General features: G+C 55.0%; 20 protein-coding genes. All 20 read left to right on the top strand.

All coding sequences use genetic code 11. The features are described 5' to 3' along the window. Positions 1 to 41: 41 nt before the first annotated feature. The 20 genes from rpoC (at position 42) to rpsN (ending at position 15,507) form a co-directional block, all read left to right on the top strand. Positions 42 to 4,241 carry a DNA-directed RNA polymerase subunit beta' gene (rpoC, locus tag PCPL58_RS24975; RefSeq protein WP_003431814.1) on the top strand — a complete coding sequence of 1,400 codons (4,200 nt, stop codon included), beginning with the start codon at positions 42 to 44 and terminating at the stop codon, positions 4,239 to 4,241. 199 nt (positions 4,242 to 4,440) lie between these two features. Further along, positions 4,441 to 4,812, top strand: a complete 372-nt coding sequence (gene rpsL, locus PCPL58_RS24970) for a 30S ribosomal protein S12 (protein WP_002555494.1) — start codon at positions 4,441 to 4,443, stop codon at positions 4,810 to 4,812. 122 nt (positions 4,813 to 4,934) lie between these two features. Continuing rightward, entirely contained in the window at positions 4,935 to 5,405 is a 471-nt protein-coding gene (gene rpsG / locus PCPL58_RS24965; protein ID WP_002555493.1) for a 30S ribosomal protein S7, read from the top strand. Positions 5,406 to 5,435: 30 nt separating this feature from the next. Beyond that, the gene (gene fusA, locus PCPL58_RS24960; protein ID WP_003369029.1) at positions 5,436 to 7,541 is read left to right on the top strand and encodes an elongation factor G; all 2,106 of its coding nucleotides are present in this window, start codon (positions 5,436 to 5,438) and stop codon (positions 7,539 to 7,541) included. A gap of 31 nt (positions 7,542 to 7,572) precedes the next feature. Then, positions 7,573 to 8,766, top strand: a complete 1,194-nt coding sequence (gene tuf, locus PCPL58_RS24955; protein ID WP_003369027.1) for an elongation factor Tu — start codon at positions 7,573 to 7,575, stop codon at positions 8,764 to 8,766. Positions 8,767 to 8,907: 141 nt separating this feature from the next. Further along, positions 8,908 to 9,219, top strand: a complete 312-nt coding sequence (gene rpsJ, locus PCPL58_RS24950) for a 30S ribosomal protein S10 (protein ID WP_002555491.1) — start codon at positions 8,908 to 8,910, stop codon at positions 9,217 to 9,219. An 81-nt stretch (positions 9,220 to 9,300) separates the two neighbouring features. Continuing rightward, the gene (rplC, locus tag PCPL58_RS24945; RefSeq protein WP_002555490.1) at positions 9,301 to 9,936 is read left to right on the top strand and encodes a 50S ribosomal protein L3; all 636 of its coding nucleotides are present in this window, start codon (positions 9,301 to 9,303) and stop codon (positions 9,934 to 9,936) included. 12 nt (positions 9,937 to 9,948) lie between these two features. After that, the gene (gene rplD, locus PCPL58_RS24940) at positions 9,949 to 10,551 is read left to right on the top strand and encodes a 50S ribosomal protein L4 (RefSeq protein ID WP_002555489.1); all 603 of its coding nucleotides are present in this window, start codon (positions 9,949 to 9,951) and stop codon (positions 10,549 to 10,551) included. Then, positions 10,548 to 10,847 carry a 50S ribosomal protein L23 gene (rplW, locus tag PCPL58_RS24935; RefSeq protein WP_065350696.1) on the top strand — a complete coding sequence of 100 codons (300 nt, stop codon included), beginning with the start codon at positions 10,548 to 10,550 and terminating at the stop codon, positions 10,845 to 10,847. Before rplD ends, rplW begins: the two co-directional genes overlap by 4 nt. Before the next feature lie 14 nt (positions 10,848 to 10,861). After that, positions 10,862 to 11,686: a 50S ribosomal protein L2 gene (gene rplB / locus PCPL58_RS24930; protein WP_003317104.1), complete on the top strand. Its 825-nt coding sequence runs from the start codon at positions 10,862 to 10,864 to the stop codon at positions 11,684 to 11,686. A gap of 16 nt (positions 11,687 to 11,702) precedes the next feature. After that, positions 11,703 to 11,978: a 30S ribosomal protein S19 gene (gene rpsS / locus PCPL58_RS24925; RefSeq protein WP_002555486.1), complete on the top strand. Its 276-nt coding sequence runs from the start codon at positions 11,703 to 11,705 to the stop codon at positions 11,976 to 11,978. Between the two features lie 13 nt (positions 11,979 to 11,991). Next, the gene (gene rplV, locus PCPL58_RS24920; RefSeq protein ID WP_002555485.1) at positions 11,992 to 12,324 is read left to right on the top strand and encodes a 50S ribosomal protein L22; all 333 of its coding nucleotides are present in this window, start codon (positions 11,992 to 11,994) and stop codon (positions 12,322 to 12,324) included. Positions 12,325 to 12,337: 13 nt separating this feature from the next. Continuing rightward, on the top strand, positions 12,338 to 13,024 hold the full coding sequence (rpsC, locus tag PCPL58_RS24915; protein ID WP_003176422.1) for a 30S ribosomal protein S3: 687 nt from the start codon (positions 12,338 to 12,340) through the stop codon (positions 13,022 to 13,024). A gap of 12 nt (positions 13,025 to 13,036) precedes the next feature. Continuing rightward, on the top strand, positions 13,037 to 13,450 hold the full coding sequence (gene rplP, locus PCPL58_RS24910; protein WP_002555482.1) for a 50S ribosomal protein L16: 414 nt from the start codon (positions 13,037 to 13,039) through the stop codon (positions 13,448 to 13,450). Continuing rightward, positions 13,450 to 13,641 (top strand): 50S ribosomal protein L29, encoded by a 192-nt coding sequence (gene rpmC / locus PCPL58_RS24905; RefSeq protein ID WP_002555481.1) that lies wholly within the window; start codon positions 13,450 to 13,452, stop codon positions 13,639 to 13,641. The genes rplP and rpmC overlap by 1 nt, the downstream gene beginning before the upstream one ends. Positions 13,642 to 13,643: 2 nt before the next feature. Further along, positions 13,644 to 13,910 (top strand): 30S ribosomal protein S17, encoded by a 267-nt coding sequence (rpsQ, locus tag PCPL58_RS24900; RefSeq protein WP_002555480.1) that lies wholly within the window; start codon positions 13,644 to 13,646, stop codon positions 13,908 to 13,910. A gap of 23 nt (positions 13,911 to 13,933) precedes the next feature. After that, positions 13,934 to 14,302 (top strand): 50S ribosomal protein L14, encoded by a 369-nt coding sequence (gene rplN / locus PCPL58_RS24895; protein ID WP_002555479.1) that lies wholly within the window; start codon positions 13,934 to 13,936, stop codon positions 14,300 to 14,302. Between the two features lie 11 nt (positions 14,303 to 14,313). Then, a complete protein-coding gene (rplX, locus tag PCPL58_RS24890; RefSeq protein ID WP_003317102.1) occupies positions 14,314 to 14,628 on the top strand; it encodes a 50S ribosomal protein L24 in 315 nt (104 codons plus the stop codon). A gap of 20 nt (positions 14,629 to 14,648) precedes the next feature. Continuing rightward, entirely contained in the window at positions 14,649 to 15,188 is a 540-nt protein-coding gene (rplE, locus tag PCPL58_RS24885; RefSeq protein WP_002555477.1) for a 50S ribosomal protein L5, read from the top strand. Positions 15,189 to 15,201: 13 nt separating this feature from the next. Further along, the gene (gene rpsN, locus PCPL58_RS24880) at positions 15,202 to 15,507 is read left to right on the top strand and encodes a 30S ribosomal protein S14 (protein ID WP_002555476.1); all 306 of its coding nucleotides are present in this window, start codon (positions 15,202 to 15,204) and stop codon (positions 15,505 to 15,507) included. Positions 15,508 to 15,569 lie beyond the last annotated feature (62 nt).

The raw sequence follows: 15,569 nt of genomic DNA, 5'->3' as shown, positions 1-15,569 counted from the left end.
GGCGGTATTGCCTGCTCCCTGCTCCGCCAGGAGGAAAAGCCTTGAAAGACCTACTGAATTTGCTGAAAAACCAGGGTCAAGTCGAAGAGTTCGACGCAATCCGTATCGGACTTGCATCGCCTGAGATGATCCGCTCTTGGTCGTTCGGTGAAGTTAAAAAGCCGGAAACCATCAACTACCGTACGTTCAAGCCTGAGCGTGACGGTCTGTTCTGCGCCAAGATCTTTGGCCCGGTAAAAGATTACGAGTGCCTGTGCGGTAAGTACAAGCGCCTGAAGCACCGTGGTGTCATCTGCGAAAAATGCGGTGTTGAAGTAGCACTGGCCAAGGTTCGTCGCGAGCGCATGGCTCACATCGAGCTGGCTTCGCCGGTTGCTCACATCTGGTTCCTGAAATCGCTGCCGTCCCGTATCGGTTTGCTGATGGACATGACCCTGCGTGATATCGAACGTGTTCTCTACTTCGAGAGCTATGTCGTTATCGATCCAGGCATGACTACCCTTGAAAAAGGTCAGCTGCTGAACGACGAGCAGTACTTCGAAGCGCTTGAAGAGTTCGGTGACGACTTTGATGCCCGCATGGGTGCCGAGGCTGTCCGCGAGCTGCTGCACGCTATTGACCTGGAGCACGAAATTGGCCGCCTGCGCGAAGAAATTCCGCAAACCAATTCCGAAACCAAGATCAAGAAGCTGTCCAAGCGTCTGAAATTGATGGAAGCCTTCCAGGGTTCCGGCAACCTCCCTGAGTGGATGGTGCTGACCGTTCTGCCGGTTCTGCCGCCAGATCTGCGTCCTCTGGTTCCGCTTGACGGTGGCCGTTTCGCGACGTCCGACCTCAACGACCTGTATCGTCGAGTGATCAACCGTAACAACCGTCTGAAGCGCCTGCTGGATCTGTCCGCTCCCGATATCATCGTGCGCAACGAAAAGCGCATGCTGCAGGAAGCGGTCGATGCACTGCTCGACAACGGCCGTCGCGGTCGTGCGATCACAGGTTCCAACAAGCGTCCTCTGAAATCCCTGGCTGACATGATCAAGGGTAAACAGGGTCGTTTCCGTCAGAACTTGCTCGGTAAGCGTGTTGACTACTCGGGTCGTTCGGTAATTACCGTAGGTCCGACCCTGCGTCTGCACCAGTGCGGTCTGCCGAAGAAGATGGCTCTCGAGCTGTTCAAGCCGTTCATTTTCGGCAAGCTGGAAATGCGTGGCCTGGCCACGACTATCAAAGCTGCCAAGAAGATGGTCGAGCGCGAGCTGCCAGAGGTCTGGGACGTTCTCGCTGAAGTGATTCGCGAACACCCGGTGCTTCTGAACCGTGCGCCAACGCTTCACCGTCTGGGCATCCAGGCGTTTGAACCGGTACTGATCGAAGGTAAGGCTATTCAGCTGCACCCGCTGGTCTGTGCTGCGTACAACGCCGACTTCGACGGTGACCAGATGGCCGTTCACGTGCCTCTGACGCTGGAAGCTCAGCTCGAAGCCCGTGCACTGATGATGTCGACCAACAACATTCTGTCGCCAGCCAACGGTGAGCCAATCATCGTTCCTTCGCAGGACGTTGTACTGGGTCTGTACTACATGACTCGCGAAGCGATCAACGCCAAGGGCGAAGGTCGTGTATTTGCGGATCTGCAGGAAGTCGACCGCGTATTCCGCGCCGGCGAAGCGGCTCTGCACGCCAAGGTCAAGGTTCGTATCCACGAAACGGTCAACGACCGTGATGGTGGCAGCGTCAAGAACACCCGTATCGTCGACACCACTGTCGGCCGTGCGCTGCTGTTCCAGGTGGTTCCGGCCGGCCTGTCCTACGACGTCGTCAACCAGCCGATGAAGAAGAAGGCGATCTCCAAGCTGATCAACCAGTGCTATCGCGTGGTTGGCCTGAAAGAGACCGTTATCTTCGCTGACCAGTTGATGTACACCGGTTTTGCCTACTCGACCATTTCGGGTGTTTCCATCGGCGTTAACGACTTCGTTATCCCTGATGAAAAAGCTCGCATCATCGACGCGGCTACCGAAGAAGTTAAAGAGATCGAAAGTCAGTACGCCTCCGGCCTGGTAACCCAGGGCGAGAAGTACAACAAGGTAATCGACCTTTGGTCCAAGGCGAACGACGAAGTCTCGAAAGCGATGATGTCGAACCTGTCCAAAGAGCGTGTTATCGACCGTCACGGCGTCGAAGTTGATCAGGAATCCTTCAACTCGATGTACATGATGGCTGACTCCGGGGCGCGTGGTTCTGCTGCCCAGATCCGTCAGCTGGCCGGTATGCGTGGTCTGATGGCCAAGCCTGACGGCTCCATCATTGAAACGCCGATCACTGCGAACTTCCGTGAAGGTTTGAGCGTACTTCAGTACTTCATCTCTACTCACGGTGCTCGTAAGGGTCTTGCGGATACCGCACTGAAAACCGCTAACTCCGGTTATCTGACACGTCGTCTGGTAGACGTCGCTCAGGATCTGGTGGTTACCGAGGTTGACTGCGGTACCGAGCACGGTCTGCTGATGACACCGCACATTGAAGGCGGTGACGTTGTGGAGCCGCTGGGTGAGCGCGTACTGGGTCGAGTCATCGCCCGTGACGTATTCAAGCCGGGCACAGAAGATGTCATCGTGCCTGCTGGCACACTGGTAGACGAGAAGTGGGTCGAGTTCATCGAGCTGAACAGCATTGACGAAGTCATCGTTCGTTCGCCAATCAGCTGCGAAACCCGCTACGGCATCTGCGCCAAGTGCTACGGTCGCGACCTGGCACGCGGTCATCAGGTCAACATCGGTGAAGCTGTCGGCGTAATCGCGGCACAGTCGATCGGTGAGCCGGGTACCCAGCTGACAATGCGTACGTTCCACATCGGTGGTGCGGCAAGCCGGACCTCGGCAGCCGACAGCGTTCAGGTGAAGAATGGCGGTACTGTCCGTCTGCACAACCTGAAGCACGTCGAGCGTGTTGACGGTCACCTGGTTGCGGTATCCCGCTCCGGTGAGCTGGCAATCGCAGATGACTTCGGTCGCGAGCGTGAGCGTTACAAGCTGCCATACGGTGCAGTGATTTCGGTGAAGGAAGGCGACAAGGTCGACGCTGGCTCTATCGTGGCCAAGTGGGATCCGCACACTCACCCAATCGTCACCGAGATGAAAGGTACTGTTACCTACGTAGGCATGGAAGAAGGCATCACGATCAAGCGTCAGACAGACGAATTGACCGGTATGACCAACATTGAAGTGCTCGACGCCAAAGACCGCCCGGCTGCCGGCAAGGACATCCGTCCTGCTGTGAAGATGGTCGGTCTGGATGGCAAGGATCTGCTGCTGCCTGGTACTGACGTACCGGCCCAGTACTTCCTGCCGGCCAACGCCCTTGTTGGTGTTGCTGACGGTGCGCAGATCGCGATCGGTGATGTTATCGCTCGTATTCCGCAGGAAACTTCGAAGACTCGTGACATCACCGGTGGTCTGCCGCGTGTTGCCGACCTGTTCGAAGCGCGTCGTCCGAAAGAGGCGTCGATCCTTGCAGAAGTCAGCGGTACCATCGCATTCGGTAAAGAGACCAAAGGCAAGCGCCGTCTGGTCATTACCCCGAACGACGGTAGCGATCCGTACGAGGAACTGATTCCGAAGTGGCGTCACCTGAACGTCTTCGAAGGCGAGCAAGTGAACCGCGGCGAAGTTATCTCCGACGGCCCGAGCGATCCACACGACATCCTGCGTCTGCTGGGTGTGAGTGCGCTGGCCAAGTACATCGTCAACGAGATTCAGGACGTATACCGTCTGCAAGGCGTGAAGATCAACGACAAGCACATCGAGACGATTCTGCGTCAGATGCTGCGCAAGGTTGAAATTGCCGAGTCTGGCGATTCCAGTTTCATCAAGGGCGACCAGATGGAATTGACTCACGTACTAGTAGAAAACGAGCGTTTGAGCACGGAAGACAAGTTTGTCTCCAAGTTCACTCGCGTGTTGCTGGGTATCACCAAGGCATCGCTGTCCACCGAGTCGTTCATCTCCGCGGCCTCCTTCCAGGAGACAACCCGCGTACTGACCGAAGCGGCTGTGACCGGCAAGCGCGATTACCTGCGCGGCCTGAAGGAAAACGTGGTCGTGGGTCGTCTGATCCCGGCCGGTACTGGTCTGGCTTATCACAGCGAGCGCAAGCGTCGTCGTGAAATGGACAAACCGACCCGTGTCAGCGCGAGCGAAGTAGAAGCAGCTCTGACGGAAGCGTTGAACTCCAGCGGTAATTGAGACCAGAGCCTCGGCATTTTTCACCTGGCAGACAGCACCTTTCGTGCTGCCTCGCCCGGTGAGGACGTCGGGGCTTTGTCTTGACTGGGGGCGGGATCCTCTTTAGACTCTTGTACCCCTAAATTTGGCGGGGCCTGTGCCCTGTCATTTGCTTTTCTTGTAAGACAATAGCGTCGCAAGACAACAGTGGAGCTAGTAGATGGCAACTATCAACCAGCTGGTACGTCAGCCGCGTAAGCGTATCGTCGAGAAATCCGACGTACCTGCGCTGCAGAACTGCCCGCAACGTCGCGGTGTGTGCACTCGTGTGTATACCACCACGCCGAAAAAACCTAACTCGGCATTGCGTAAAGTCTGCCGTGTGCGCCTGACCAACGGTTTCGAGGTTTCCTCGTACATCGGTGGTGAAGGTCACAACCTGCAAGAGCACAGCGTGGTACTGATCCGTGGCGGTCGTGTAAAAGACTTGCCAGGTGTTCGTTATCACACCGTTCGTGGTTCTTTGGATACTTCCGGCGTTAAAGGTCGTAACCAGGGTCGCTCGAAATACGGTACCAAGAAGCCTAAGTAGTTTTTGGCTTCTGTTTGAAATTGCAGATTTCTATTTTTCTGAGTCGATAAGAGTAAGGTCGGGCGCATCCCTCGCAGGATGGTGGTCCCGAGCTAACCTGAAGACCGTTTGAGGGCTTATCCATGCCAAGAAGACGCGTAGCAGCCAAGCGCGAAGTGCTTGACGATCCAAAATACGGCAGCCAGATTCTGGCCAAGTTCATGAACCACGTAATGGAAAGCGGCAAGAAAGCCGTTGCCGAGCGTATCGTTTATGGCGCGCTGGAAAAGGTTAAAGAACGTAAGAACAGCGACCCCCTGGAAATCTTCGAGAAAGCTCTCGACGCCATCGCTCCGCTGGTCGAAGTAAAGTCGCGCCGTGTAGGCGGTGCTACTTACCAGGTTCCTGTCGAAGTTCGTCCGTCCCGTCGTAATGCTCTGGCAATGCGTTGGCTGGTAGACTTCGCGCGCAAGCGCGGTGAGAAGTCAATGGCGCTGCGTTTGGCTGGCGAACTGCTGGACGCCGCCGAAGGTAAAGGTGCTGCGGTCAAGAAGCGTGAAGACGTGCACCGTATGGCTGAGGCCAACAAGGCTTTCTCGCACTACCGCTTCTAATTTCAGCGTCACTAATTTTGCGAGGGCTTTATGGCTCGTACTACTCCGATTGGCCGCTACCGTAACATTGGTATCGTTGCTCACGTGGATGCTGGTAAAACCACCACCACCGAGCGCGTCCTTTTTTACACCGGCAAAAGCCACAAAATGGGCGAGGTGCATGACGGCGCCGCGACCACGGACTGGATGGTTCAGGAGCAGGAGCGTGGTATTACCATTACTTCTGCTGCTATTACTGCCTTCTGGCAGGGTTCCGAGAAGCAACACAAAGACCAATACCGTTTCAACGTCATTGACACCCCGGGCCACGTTGACTTCACCATTGAAGTTGAGCGTTCCCTGCGTGTGCTCGACGGCGCGGTCGTTGTGTTCTGTGGTACTTCCGGCGTAGAGCCGCAGTCCGAAACCGTATGGCGTCAAGCCAACAAGTACGGTGTTCCACGTATCGTTTACGTGAACAAGATGGACCGTGCAGGTGCGAACTTTCTGCGCGTAATCGCTCAGATCAAGCAGCGCCTGGGTCACACCCCGGTGCCGATCCAGCTGGCCATTGGCGCCGAAGACAACTTCCAGGGTCAGATCGATCTGATGTCCATGGAAGCTGTTTACTGGAACGATGCCGACAAGGGTATGGTTCCGCGTCGTGAGCCTATCCCTGCTGAACTGCAGGAACTGGCTGATGAATGGCGCAGCAACATGGTCGAGGCTGCGGCCGAAGCCAGCGAAGAGCTGATGAACAAGTACCTCGAAGGTGAAGAACTCTCCAACGAGGAAATCAAGGCCGCTCTGCGTCAGCGTACTATCGCTGGCGAGATCGTTCTTGCTGTTTGCGGTTCTTCGTTCAAGAACAAGGGCGTTCCCCTGGTTCTCGACGCCGTGATCGACTACCTGCCGGCTCCGACCGACATTCCAGCTATCAAGGGTTCCGATCCTGATAACGAAGAAGTCCTGATGGAGCGTCATGCAGACGACAACGAGCCGTTCTCGGCTCTGGCGTTCAAGATCGCTACCGACCCATTCGTGGGTACCTTGACTTTCGTCCGCGTTTACTCGGGCGTGTTGGCATCCGGCGACGGCGTGATCAACTCGGTCAAGGGCAAGAAAGAGCGTGTGGGTCGTATGGTGCAGATGCACGCAAACGCCCGCGAAGAGATCAAGGAAGTACGCGCTGGTGACATCGCGGCCTTGATCGGCATGAAGGACGTCACCACTGGTGAGACCTTGTGCAACGCTGACAAGCCAATCATCCTGGTTCGCATGGACTTCCCGGAGCCGGTTATTTCGGTTGCCGTTGAGCCTAAAACCAAGGATGACCAGGAAAAAATGGGTATCGCACTGGGTAAACTTGCTCAGGAAGACCCGTCTTTCCGCGTCAAGACTGATGAAGAGACTGGTCAAACGATCATCTCTGGCATGGGCGAGCTGCACCTGGACATCCTGGTTGACCGGATGCGCCGTGAGTTCAACGTCGAAGCCAACATCGGCAAGCCTCAGGTTTCCTATCGTGAGCGCATCACGAAGAATTGTGAAATCGAAGGCAAGTTCGTTCGTCAATCCGGCGGTCGTGGCCAGTTCGGTCACTGCTGGATCCGTTTTGCACCTGCTGACGAAGGTCAGGAAGGTCTGCAATTCGTAAACGAAGTGGTAGGTGGTGTTGTTCCCAAGGAATACATCCCGGCTATCCAGAAGGGTATCGAAGAGCAGATGAAGAACGGCGTTGTTGCCGGCTATCCGCTGATCGGCCTGAAGGCTACCGTGTTTGATGGTTCCTACCATGACGTCGACTCGAACGAGATGGCGTTTAAGGTGGCTGCCTCCATGGCGACCAAGCAACTGGCCCAGAAGGGCGGTGGTGAGTTGCTTGAGCCGATCATGGCGGTAGAGGTTGTTACGCCTGAAGACTATATGGGTGACGTGATGGGCGACCTTAACCGCCGTCGCGGCATGATTCTGGGTATGGAAGATACGGTTTCCGGCAAGGTAATTCGTGCCGAGGTTCCGTTGGGTGAGATGTTCGGTTATGCGACCGACGTTCGCTCCATGTCTCAGGGTCGCGCAAGCTACTCTATGGAATTCAAAAAATACAATACAGCTCCGTCGCACATCGTCGAAACTGTAACCAAAAAACAAGGCTGATTCAGCGCCTTTAGGCTAGGAGTTATTTGTCGTGGCTAAAGAAAAATTTGATCGTTCCCTCCCGCACGTCAACGTTGGCACCATTGGTCACGTTGACCACGGTAAAACCACGCTGACCGCTGCTCTGACTCGCGTCTGCTCCGAAGTTTTCGGTTCGGCTGCTGTTGAATTCGACAAGATCGACAGCGCACCGGAAGAGAAAGCTCGTGGTATTACCATTAATACCGCGCACGTTGAATACAAATCGTTGATCCGTCACTACGCTCACGTTGACTGCCCAGGTCACGCTGACTACGTGAAGAACATGATCACCGGTGCTGCCCAGATGGACGGCGCGATTCTGGTTTGTTCGGCCGCTGATGGTCCGATGCCACAAACCCGTGAGCACATCCTGCTGTCCCGTCAGGTTGGCGTTCCGTACATCGTGGTTTTCCTGAACAAGGCTGACCTGGTAGACGACGCTGAGCTGCTGGAACTGGTTGAGATGGAAGTGCGCGATCTGCTGAGCACTTACGACTTCCCAGGCGACGACACTCCGATCATCATCGGTTCTGCTCGTATGGCTCTGGAAGGTAAAGACGACAACGAAATGGGCACCACTGCCGTTCGTAAACTGGTTGAAACACTGGACTCCTACATTCCAGAACCAGTTCGTCTGACCGACAAGCCGTTCCTGATGCCAATCGAAGACGTGTTCTCGATCTCCGGTCGCGGTACTGTTGTGACTGGTCGTATTGAGCGCGGTATCGTCAAGGTTCAGGATCCACTGGAAATCGTTGGTCTGCGTGACACTACCGTCACCACCTGCACCGGTGTTGAAATGTTCCGTAAGCTGCTCGACGAAGGTCGTGCTGGCGAGAACTGCGGCGTTCTGCTGCGTGGTACCAAGCGTGACGACGTTGAGCGTGGCCAGGTTCTGGTCAAGCCAGGCACCGTCAAGCCGCACACTCAGTTTGAAGCTGAAATCTACGTTCTGAGCAAAGAAGAAGGCGGTCGTCACACTCCGTTCTTCAAAGGCTACCGTCCACAGTTCTACTTCCGTACTACCGACGTAACTGGTAGCTGCGAACTGCCGGAAGGCGTAGAAATGGTTATGCCAGGTGATAACGTTAAAGTTTCCGTTACCCTGATCAAGCCAATCGCAATGGAAGATGGTCTGCGTTTCGCAATCCGTGAAGGCGGTCGTACCGTCGGCGCTGGCGTCGTGGCCAAAATCATCGCGTAAGCGTTGATTCCCAAAAAGAGCCCCCGCAACGCGGGGGCTTTTTTATTGGGTTGACACCTAGTGAGGTCGTCTATAGAATTGCGCCTCCTTTTAACGGGCGTATTGCGCTCGGTGGGAACAGCAATCTGGAGTCTGAATCCAATGCAAAACCAGCAAATCCGTATCAGGTTGAAGGCTTTTGACCATCGCCTGATCGACCAATCAACCCAGGAAATCGTGGAAACCGCGAAACGTACTGGTGCACAGGTGCGTGGTCCGATTCCACTGCCGACTCGTAAAGAGCGGTTCACCGTTCTGGTTTCTCCGCACGTCAACAAAGACGCGCGCGACCAGTATGAGATCCGTACTCACAAGCGTGTTCTGGACATTGTTCAGCCAACGGAAAAAACCGTTGATGCGCTTATGAAGCTTGATCTTGCGGCCGGTGTGGAAGTTCAGATCAGCCTCGGCTAAGACTTGGGTCTTAGTCGTGTAACGCTCTGAAATGGGCGGCCATAGCGGGTGAAAGCCCCGTACACTCATGAGGTTTACAACATGACTATTGGTGTAGTCGGTCGTAAATGCGGTATGACCCGTATTTTCACCGAAGAAGGTGTCTCCATTCCGGTCACGGTCATTGAGATCGAGCCGAATCGCGTCACTCAGTTCAAAACCGAAGAAACCGATGGCTATCGTGCAGTGCAAGTCACTGTCGGCGAGCGTCGCGCTTCGCGTGTTACAGCCGCTCAGGCTGGCCACTTCGCTAAGGCGAACGTTGCCGCCGGTCGTACCGTCATGGAATTCCGTCTTGAAGAAGGCGACTACCAGGCTGGCGATCAGATCAACGCTGAAATCTTCGCCGCTGGTCAACTGGTTGATGTAACCGGTCAGTCCAAGGGTAAAGGCTTCCAGGGTACGATCAAGCGTTGGAATTTCCGTGGTCAAGACAATACCCACGGTAACTCCGTCTCCCACCGCGTCCCAGGCTCTATCGGCCAGTGCCAGACTCCTGGTCGTGTATTCAAGGGCAAAAAAATGTCCGGTCATATGGGCGCTGAGCGCGTGACCGTGCAGTCCCTGGAAGTAGTGCGCGTGGACGCTGAACGCAATCTGTTGTTGGTCAAGGGTGCTGTTCCTGGCGCTACTGGCGGCAACCTGGTTGTACGTCCGGCAGCCAAGGCTCGCGGTTAAGGGGAAGCTGACATGCAATTAAATGTAAATGACGCTCAGGCAATCGAAGTTTCCGAACTGACATTTGGCGGCGAATTCAACGAGACGCTGGTTCACCAGGCAGTCGTGGCCTACATGGCTGGCGGTCGTCAGGGTAGCAAGCAGCAAAAGACCCGTTCCGACGTTCGTGGTGGCGGTAAGCGCCCTTGGCGTCAGAAAGGCACTGGCCGTGCTCGTGCCGGTACTATCCGTAGCCCAATCTGGCGTGGCGGCGGTACCACTTTCGCGGCTCGTCCTCAGGATCACACTCAGAAGCTCAACAAGAAGATGTATCGCGCTGCTCTGCGCTCCATCCTTGCTGAACTGGTTCGTACTGATCGTTTGGTCGTGGTTCAGGACTTCGCTGTTGAAGCACCGAAAACCAAAGATTTGCTGAACAAGCTGACTGGCATGGGCCTGACTGACGTCCTGATCGTGTCTGACGCTGTTGACCAGAATCTGTACCTGGCTGCTCGTAACCTGCCGCACGTTGATGTACGTGACGTTCAAGGTTCCGATCCAGTTAGTCTGATCGCATACGACAAAGTGTTGATCACTGTGTCGGCCGTGAAGAAATTCGAGGAGCTGCTGGGATGAACCAGGAACGCGTATTTAAAGTTCTGCTTGGCCCGCACGTTTCCGAGAAGGCTACGGTTCTTGCAGACAAAAAAGGTCAGTTCGTTTTCAAGGTTGCTACTGACGCAACCAAGCTGGAAATCAAGAAGGCCGTCGAAAGCCTGTTCAGCGTGAAAGTAGAGCGTGTTACTACCCTGAATGTTCTGGGTAAGAGCAAGCGCACTGCTCGCGGTCTGGGCAAGCATAATGACTGGAAGAAGGCAGTTATCTCCCTTCAGCCAGGCCAAGATCTCGATTTCAGCAGCAGTGCTGAGTAAGGAAGGGGTGCATCATGGCAATCGTTAAATGCAAACCGACTTCCCCTGGCCGCCGTTTTGTGGTCAAGGTGGTCAACCAGGAGCTGCATAAAGGCGCTCCTCACGCACCGCTGCTCGAGAAAAAATCGAAGTCTGGTGGTCGTAACAACAATGGTCGTATTACTACCCGTCATATCGGTGGTGGCCATAAGCAGCATTATCGTCTGGTCGACTTCCGTCGCAACGACAAGGATGGCATCGCTGCCACCGTCGAGCGTATCGAATACGATCCAAACCGTACTGCTCACATTGCTCTGCTGCTTTACGCAGACGGCGAGCGCCGCTACATCATCGCCCCTAAAGGCGTGAGTGCTGGCGACCAGCTGATTGCAGGTGCTCTGGCACCAATCAAGCCGGGCAACGCTCTTCAACTGCGCAACATTCCAGTTGGTAGCACCGTACACGGCATCGAACTGAAGCCAGGTAAAGGCGCACAGATCGCTCGTTCCGCTGGTGCCTCGGCACAGCTGATCGCTCGTGAAGGTGTGTACGTTACCCTGCGTCTTCGCTCCGGTGAAATGCGTAAAGTACTGTCTGAGTGCCGTGCAACGCTGGGCGAAGTCTCGAACTCCGAGCACAGCCTTCGTTCGCTGGGTAAAGCGGGTGCCAAACGCTGGCGTGGCGTTCGCCCAACCGTTCGTGGTGTTGCCATGAACCCGGTTGACCACCCACATGGTGGTGGTGAAGGTCGTACCTCTGGTGGTCGTCATCCGGTATCGCCGTGGGGCTTCCCGACTAAGGGCGCGAAGACTCGTGGTAATAAGCGTACCGACAAAATGATCGTCCGTCGTCGCAAGTAAATAGAGGGATACGACAGTGCCACGTTCTCTGAAAAAAGGTCCTTTTATTGATCTTCACCTACTGAAGAAGATCGAAGTGGCGGCGGAAAAGAACGATCGCAAACCAGTTAAGACCTGGTCGCGTCGTTCGATGATCCTGCCACAAATGGTCGGTTTGACCATTGCAGTGCATAACGGTCGCCAGCATGTTCCAGTTCTCGTGAACGAAGACATGGTCGGCCATAAACTAGGCGAGTTTGCCGGTACCCGCACATATCGTGGGCACGTGGCAGACAAGAAAGCCAAGCGTTAAGGGGTAAGGAACGATGGAAGTAGCCGCTAAGTTGTCGGGCGCTCGAATCTCCGCCCAGAAAGCCCGCTTGGTCGCCGACCAGATCCGCGGGAAGAAGGTGGGCGAAGCGCTCAACCTGTTGGCTTTCAGCAGTAAGAAAGCCGCCGAGATCCTGAAGAAAGTGCTGGAGTCGGCTGTAGCCAACGCCGAGCATAACGAAGGCGCAGACGTTGATGACCTCAAGGTCTCCACCGTTTTCGTCAACGAAGGGCGTTCGCTGAAGCGCATCATGCCACGTGCTAAAGGCCGTGCTGATCGCATCGTCAAGCGGTCTTGCCATATCACTGTCAAGGTTGCTGACAAGTAACGGAGTCGAAGAGATGGGTCAGAAAGTACATCCCATTGGCATTCGCCTGGGAATCGTCAAGGAGCACACCTCCGTCTGGTACGCAGACGGTCGGACTTATGCGGACTATTTGTTCGCTGATCTGAAAGTGCGTGAGTACCTCCAAGACAAATTAAAAAGCGCGTCCGTCAGCCGTATCGATATCCATCGTCCGGCTCAGACAGCACGTATCACCATCCACACCGCTCGTCCAGGTATCGTTATCGGGAAGAAAGGTGAAGATGTTGAGAAACTGCGTCAGGACCTGACCAAGCAAATGGGTGTGCCTGTGCACATCAATATCGAAGAGATCCGTAAGCCGGAGCTCGACGGTATGCTGGTTGCGCAGAGCGTAGCTCAGCAGCTGGAGCGTCGCGTAATGTTCCGTCGCGCTATGAAGCGCGCTGTTCAGAACGCCATGCGCATTGGTGCCAAAGGCATCAAAATCCAAGTGAGCGGTCGTCTCGGCGGTGCTGAAATCGCACGTACTGAATGGTATCGCGAAGGTCGTGTGCCACTGCACACCCTGCGTGCCGACATCGACTATGCCAACTACGAAGCTCACACCACTTACGGTGTGATCGGTGTAAAGGTTTGGATCTTCAAAGGCGAAGTAATTGGTGGTCGCCAAGAAGAACTGAAACCACAAGCACCAGCGCCTCGTAAAAAAGCTGCTAAGTAAGGGGTACGCCAAATGTTGCAACCAAAGCGTACGAAGTTCCGCAAGCAGATGACCGGCCACAACCGTGGTCTGGCACTGCGCGGTAGCAAAGTCAGCTTCGGCGAGTTCGCGCTGAAGTCTGTTGCTCGTGGTCGTCTCACCGCTCGTCAGATCGAGTCAGCGCGTCGTGCTCTGACCCGTCACGTTAAACGTGGCGGCAAGATCTGGATCCGTGTGTTCCCGGACAAGCCTGTAACCAAAAAGCCACTCGAAGTTCGGATGGGTAAAGGTAAGGGTAACGTGGAGTACTGGGTTGCCCAGATTCAGCCAGGCAAAGTCCTGTATGAAATCGAGGGTGTTACTGAAGAGCTGGCGCGTGAGGCTTTCGCCCTGGCTGCTGCAAAGCTGCCGCTCGCCACCTCCTTTGTTAAGCGGACGGTGATGTGATGAAAGCGAATGAACTTCGTGAAAAATCAGCACAGCAGCTGAACGAGCAACTGCTCGGCCTGCTGCGCGACCAGTTCAATCTGCGTATGCAGAAAGCAACTGGCCAGTTGGGGCAGTCTCATCTGCTCTCGCAAGTTAAGCGTGACATCGCTCGCGTGAAAACTGTGCTCAACCAGCAGGCAGGTAAGTAATCATGGCTGAAGCCGAAAAAACTGTCCGTACGCTGACTGGCCGTGTTGTCAGCGACAAGATGGACAAGACCATCACCGTTCTGATCGAGCGTCGCGTAAAGCACCCGATCTACGGTAAATACGTTAAGCGTTCGACTAAGCTGCACGCGCACGACGAAACCAATCAATGCCATATCGGCGACAAGGTCACTATTCGTGAAACTCGTCCGGTAGCCAAGACCAAGTCTTGGGCATTGGTTGATATCCTCGAACGCGCTGTGGAAGTCTAAGGGCTAGGGGTCGGAGAAATTATATGATTCAGACTCAATCCATGCTCGATGTGGCCGATAACAGCGGCGCACGCCGCGTTATGTGCATCAAGGTGCTGGGTGGCTCCCATCGTCGTTACGCTGGTATCGGTGACATCATCAAAGTAACCGTCAAGGAAGCAATTCCTCGCGGCAAGGTGAAAAAAGGCCAAGTGATGACTGCAGTTGTAGTCCGCACTCGCCACGGTGTTCGTCGTGCAGACGGCTCCATCATCCGCTTCGATGGCAACGCTGCTGTTCTGTTGAACAACAAGCAAGAGCCGATCGGTACCCGTATCTTTGGGCCAGTGACCCGTGAACTTCGTACTGAGAAGTTCATGAAGATCGTCTCGCTCGCCCCAGAAGTGCTCTAAGGAGATCCGACATGCAAAAGATTCGTCGTGACGACGAGATCATCGTGATCGCCGGCAAAGACAAAGGTAAGCGCGGTAAGGTGCTCAAGGTTCTCGCTGACGACCGTTTGGTCGTTGGTGGGATCAACCTGGTGAAGCGTCATACCAAGCCAAACCCGATGTCGGGCGTACAGGGCGGTATCGTCGAGAAAGAAGCGCCAATGCACGCTTCCAACGTCGCCATTTTCAACGGCGCAACCAACAAGGCTGACCGCGTTGGTTTCAAAGTTGAAGACGGCAAGAAAATTCGTGTCTTCAAGTCGACCCAAAAAGCGGTTGATGCTTGAACACTGCTAGGTAGAAGACCATGGCACGACTAAAAGAGATTTACCGGAAGGAAATCGCTCCGAAACTTAAGGAAGAACTTAAGCTTTCGAACGTGATGGAAGTTCCGCGCGTTACCAAAATCACCCTGAACATGGGTCTGGGCGAAGCGATCGGCGACAAAAAAGTCATCGAGCACGCTGTTGCTGACCTGGAAAAGATCACCGGTCAAAAAGTCGTTGTGACTTACGCTCGGAAATCCATCGCTGGCTTTAAAGTCCGTGAAGGTTGGCCGATCGGTGTCAAAGTGACTCTGCGCCGCGATCGTATGTACGAATTCCTGGATCGTCTGCTGTCGATCTCCCTGCCTCGGGTTCGCGACTTCCGCGGCCTGAATGCCAAGTCCTTCGATGGTCGTGGTAACTACAGCATGGGCGTAAAAGAGCAGATCATCTTCCCGGAAATCGACTACGACAAGATCGATGCTCTCCGCGGTCTGGACATTACCCTGACCACCACTGCCAAGAACGATGATGAAGGTCGCGCATTGCTGCGTGCTTTCAAATTCCCGTTCCGCAACTGATTGGAGTAGGAAAATGGCCAAGAAGAGCATGAAAAACCGTGAGCTGAAGCGTCAGCTCACCGTTGCCAAGTACGCCAAGAAGCGTGCAGAGCTGAAAGCAATCATCGTTGATCTGAACGCAAGTCCAGAAGCGCGTTGGGAAGCTACCGTAGCCCTGCAGAAGCAACCCCGTGACGCAAGCGCTGCGCGCATGCGTAACCGTTGCCGCATCACTGGTCGTCCACACGGCGTTTACCGCAAGTTCGGCCTCGGCCGTAACAAACTGCGTGAAGCAGCCATGCGTGGCGACGTACCAGGTCTGGTCAAAGCCAGCTGGTAAGGCGCACCTCTCGCTTCGTGCCAGCCGGTTGCGCAAGTCACCGGTCGGCATGAAGCCTGAAT

Source organism: Pseudomonas cerasi, from assembly GCF_900074915.1.
Classification (GTDB): Bacteria; Pseudomonadota; Gammaproteobacteria; order Pseudomonadales; family Pseudomonadaceae; genus Aquipseudomonas; species Aquipseudomonas cerasi.
This window is presented reverse-complemented; position numbering and strand designations above follow the sequence as displayed.

Coding starts and splice junctions, on each gene's coding strand:
- rpsL (WP_002555494.1), top strand. CDS start 4,441: ATGGCAACTATCAACCAGCTGGTACGTCAGCCGCGTAAGCGTATCGTC.
- rpsG (WP_002555493.1), top strand. CDS start 4,935: ATGCCAAGAAGACGCGTAGCAGCCAAGCGCGAAGTGCTTGACGATCCA.
- fusA (WP_003369029.1), top strand. CDS start 5,436: ATGGCTCGTACTACTCCGATTGGCCGCTACCGTAACATTGGTATCGTT.
- rpsJ (WP_002555491.1), top strand. CDS start 8,908: ATGCAAAACCAGCAAATCCGTATCAGGTTGAAGGCTTTTGACCATCGC.
- rplC (WP_002555490.1), top strand. CDS start 9,301: ATGACTATTGGTGTAGTCGGTCGTAAATGCGGTATGACCCGTATTTTC.
- rplD (WP_002555489.1), top strand. CDS start 9,949: ATGCAATTAAATGTAAATGACGCTCAGGCAATCGAAGTTTCCGAACTG.
- rplW (WP_065350696.1), top strand. CDS start 10,548: ATGAACCAGGAACGCGTATTTAAAGTTCTGCTTGGCCCGCACGTTTCC.
- rplB (WP_003317104.1), top strand. CDS start 10,862: ATGGCAATCGTTAAATGCAAACCGACTTCCCCTGGCCGCCGTTTTGTG.
- rplV (WP_002555485.1), top strand. CDS start 11,992: ATGGAAGTAGCCGCTAAGTTGTCGGGCGCTCGAATCTCCGCCCAGAAA.
- rpsC (WP_003176422.1), top strand. CDS start 12,338: ATGGGTCAGAAAGTACATCCCATTGGCATTCGCCTGGGAATCGTCAAG.
- rplP (WP_002555482.1), top strand. CDS start 13,037: ATGTTGCAACCAAAGCGTACGAAGTTCCGCAAGCAGATGACCGGCCAC.
- rpmC (WP_002555481.1), top strand. CDS start 13,450: ATGAAAGCGAATGAACTTCGTGAAAAATCAGCACAGCAGCTGAACGAG.
- rpsQ (WP_002555480.1), top strand. CDS start 13,644: ATGGCTGAAGCCGAAAAAACTGTCCGTACGCTGACTGGCCGTGTTGTC.
- rplN (WP_002555479.1), top strand. CDS start 13,934: ATGATTCAGACTCAATCCATGCTCGATGTGGCCGATAACAGCGGCGCA.
- rplX (WP_003317102.1), top strand. CDS start 14,314: ATGCAAAAGATTCGTCGTGACGACGAGATCATCGTGATCGCCGGCAAA.
- rplE (WP_002555477.1), top strand. CDS start 14,649: ATGGCACGACTAAAAGAGATTTACCGGAAGGAAATCGCTCCGAAACTT.
- rpsN (WP_002555476.1), top strand. CDS start 15,202: ATGGCCAAGAAGAGCATGAAAAACCGTGAGCTGAAGCGTCAGCTCACC.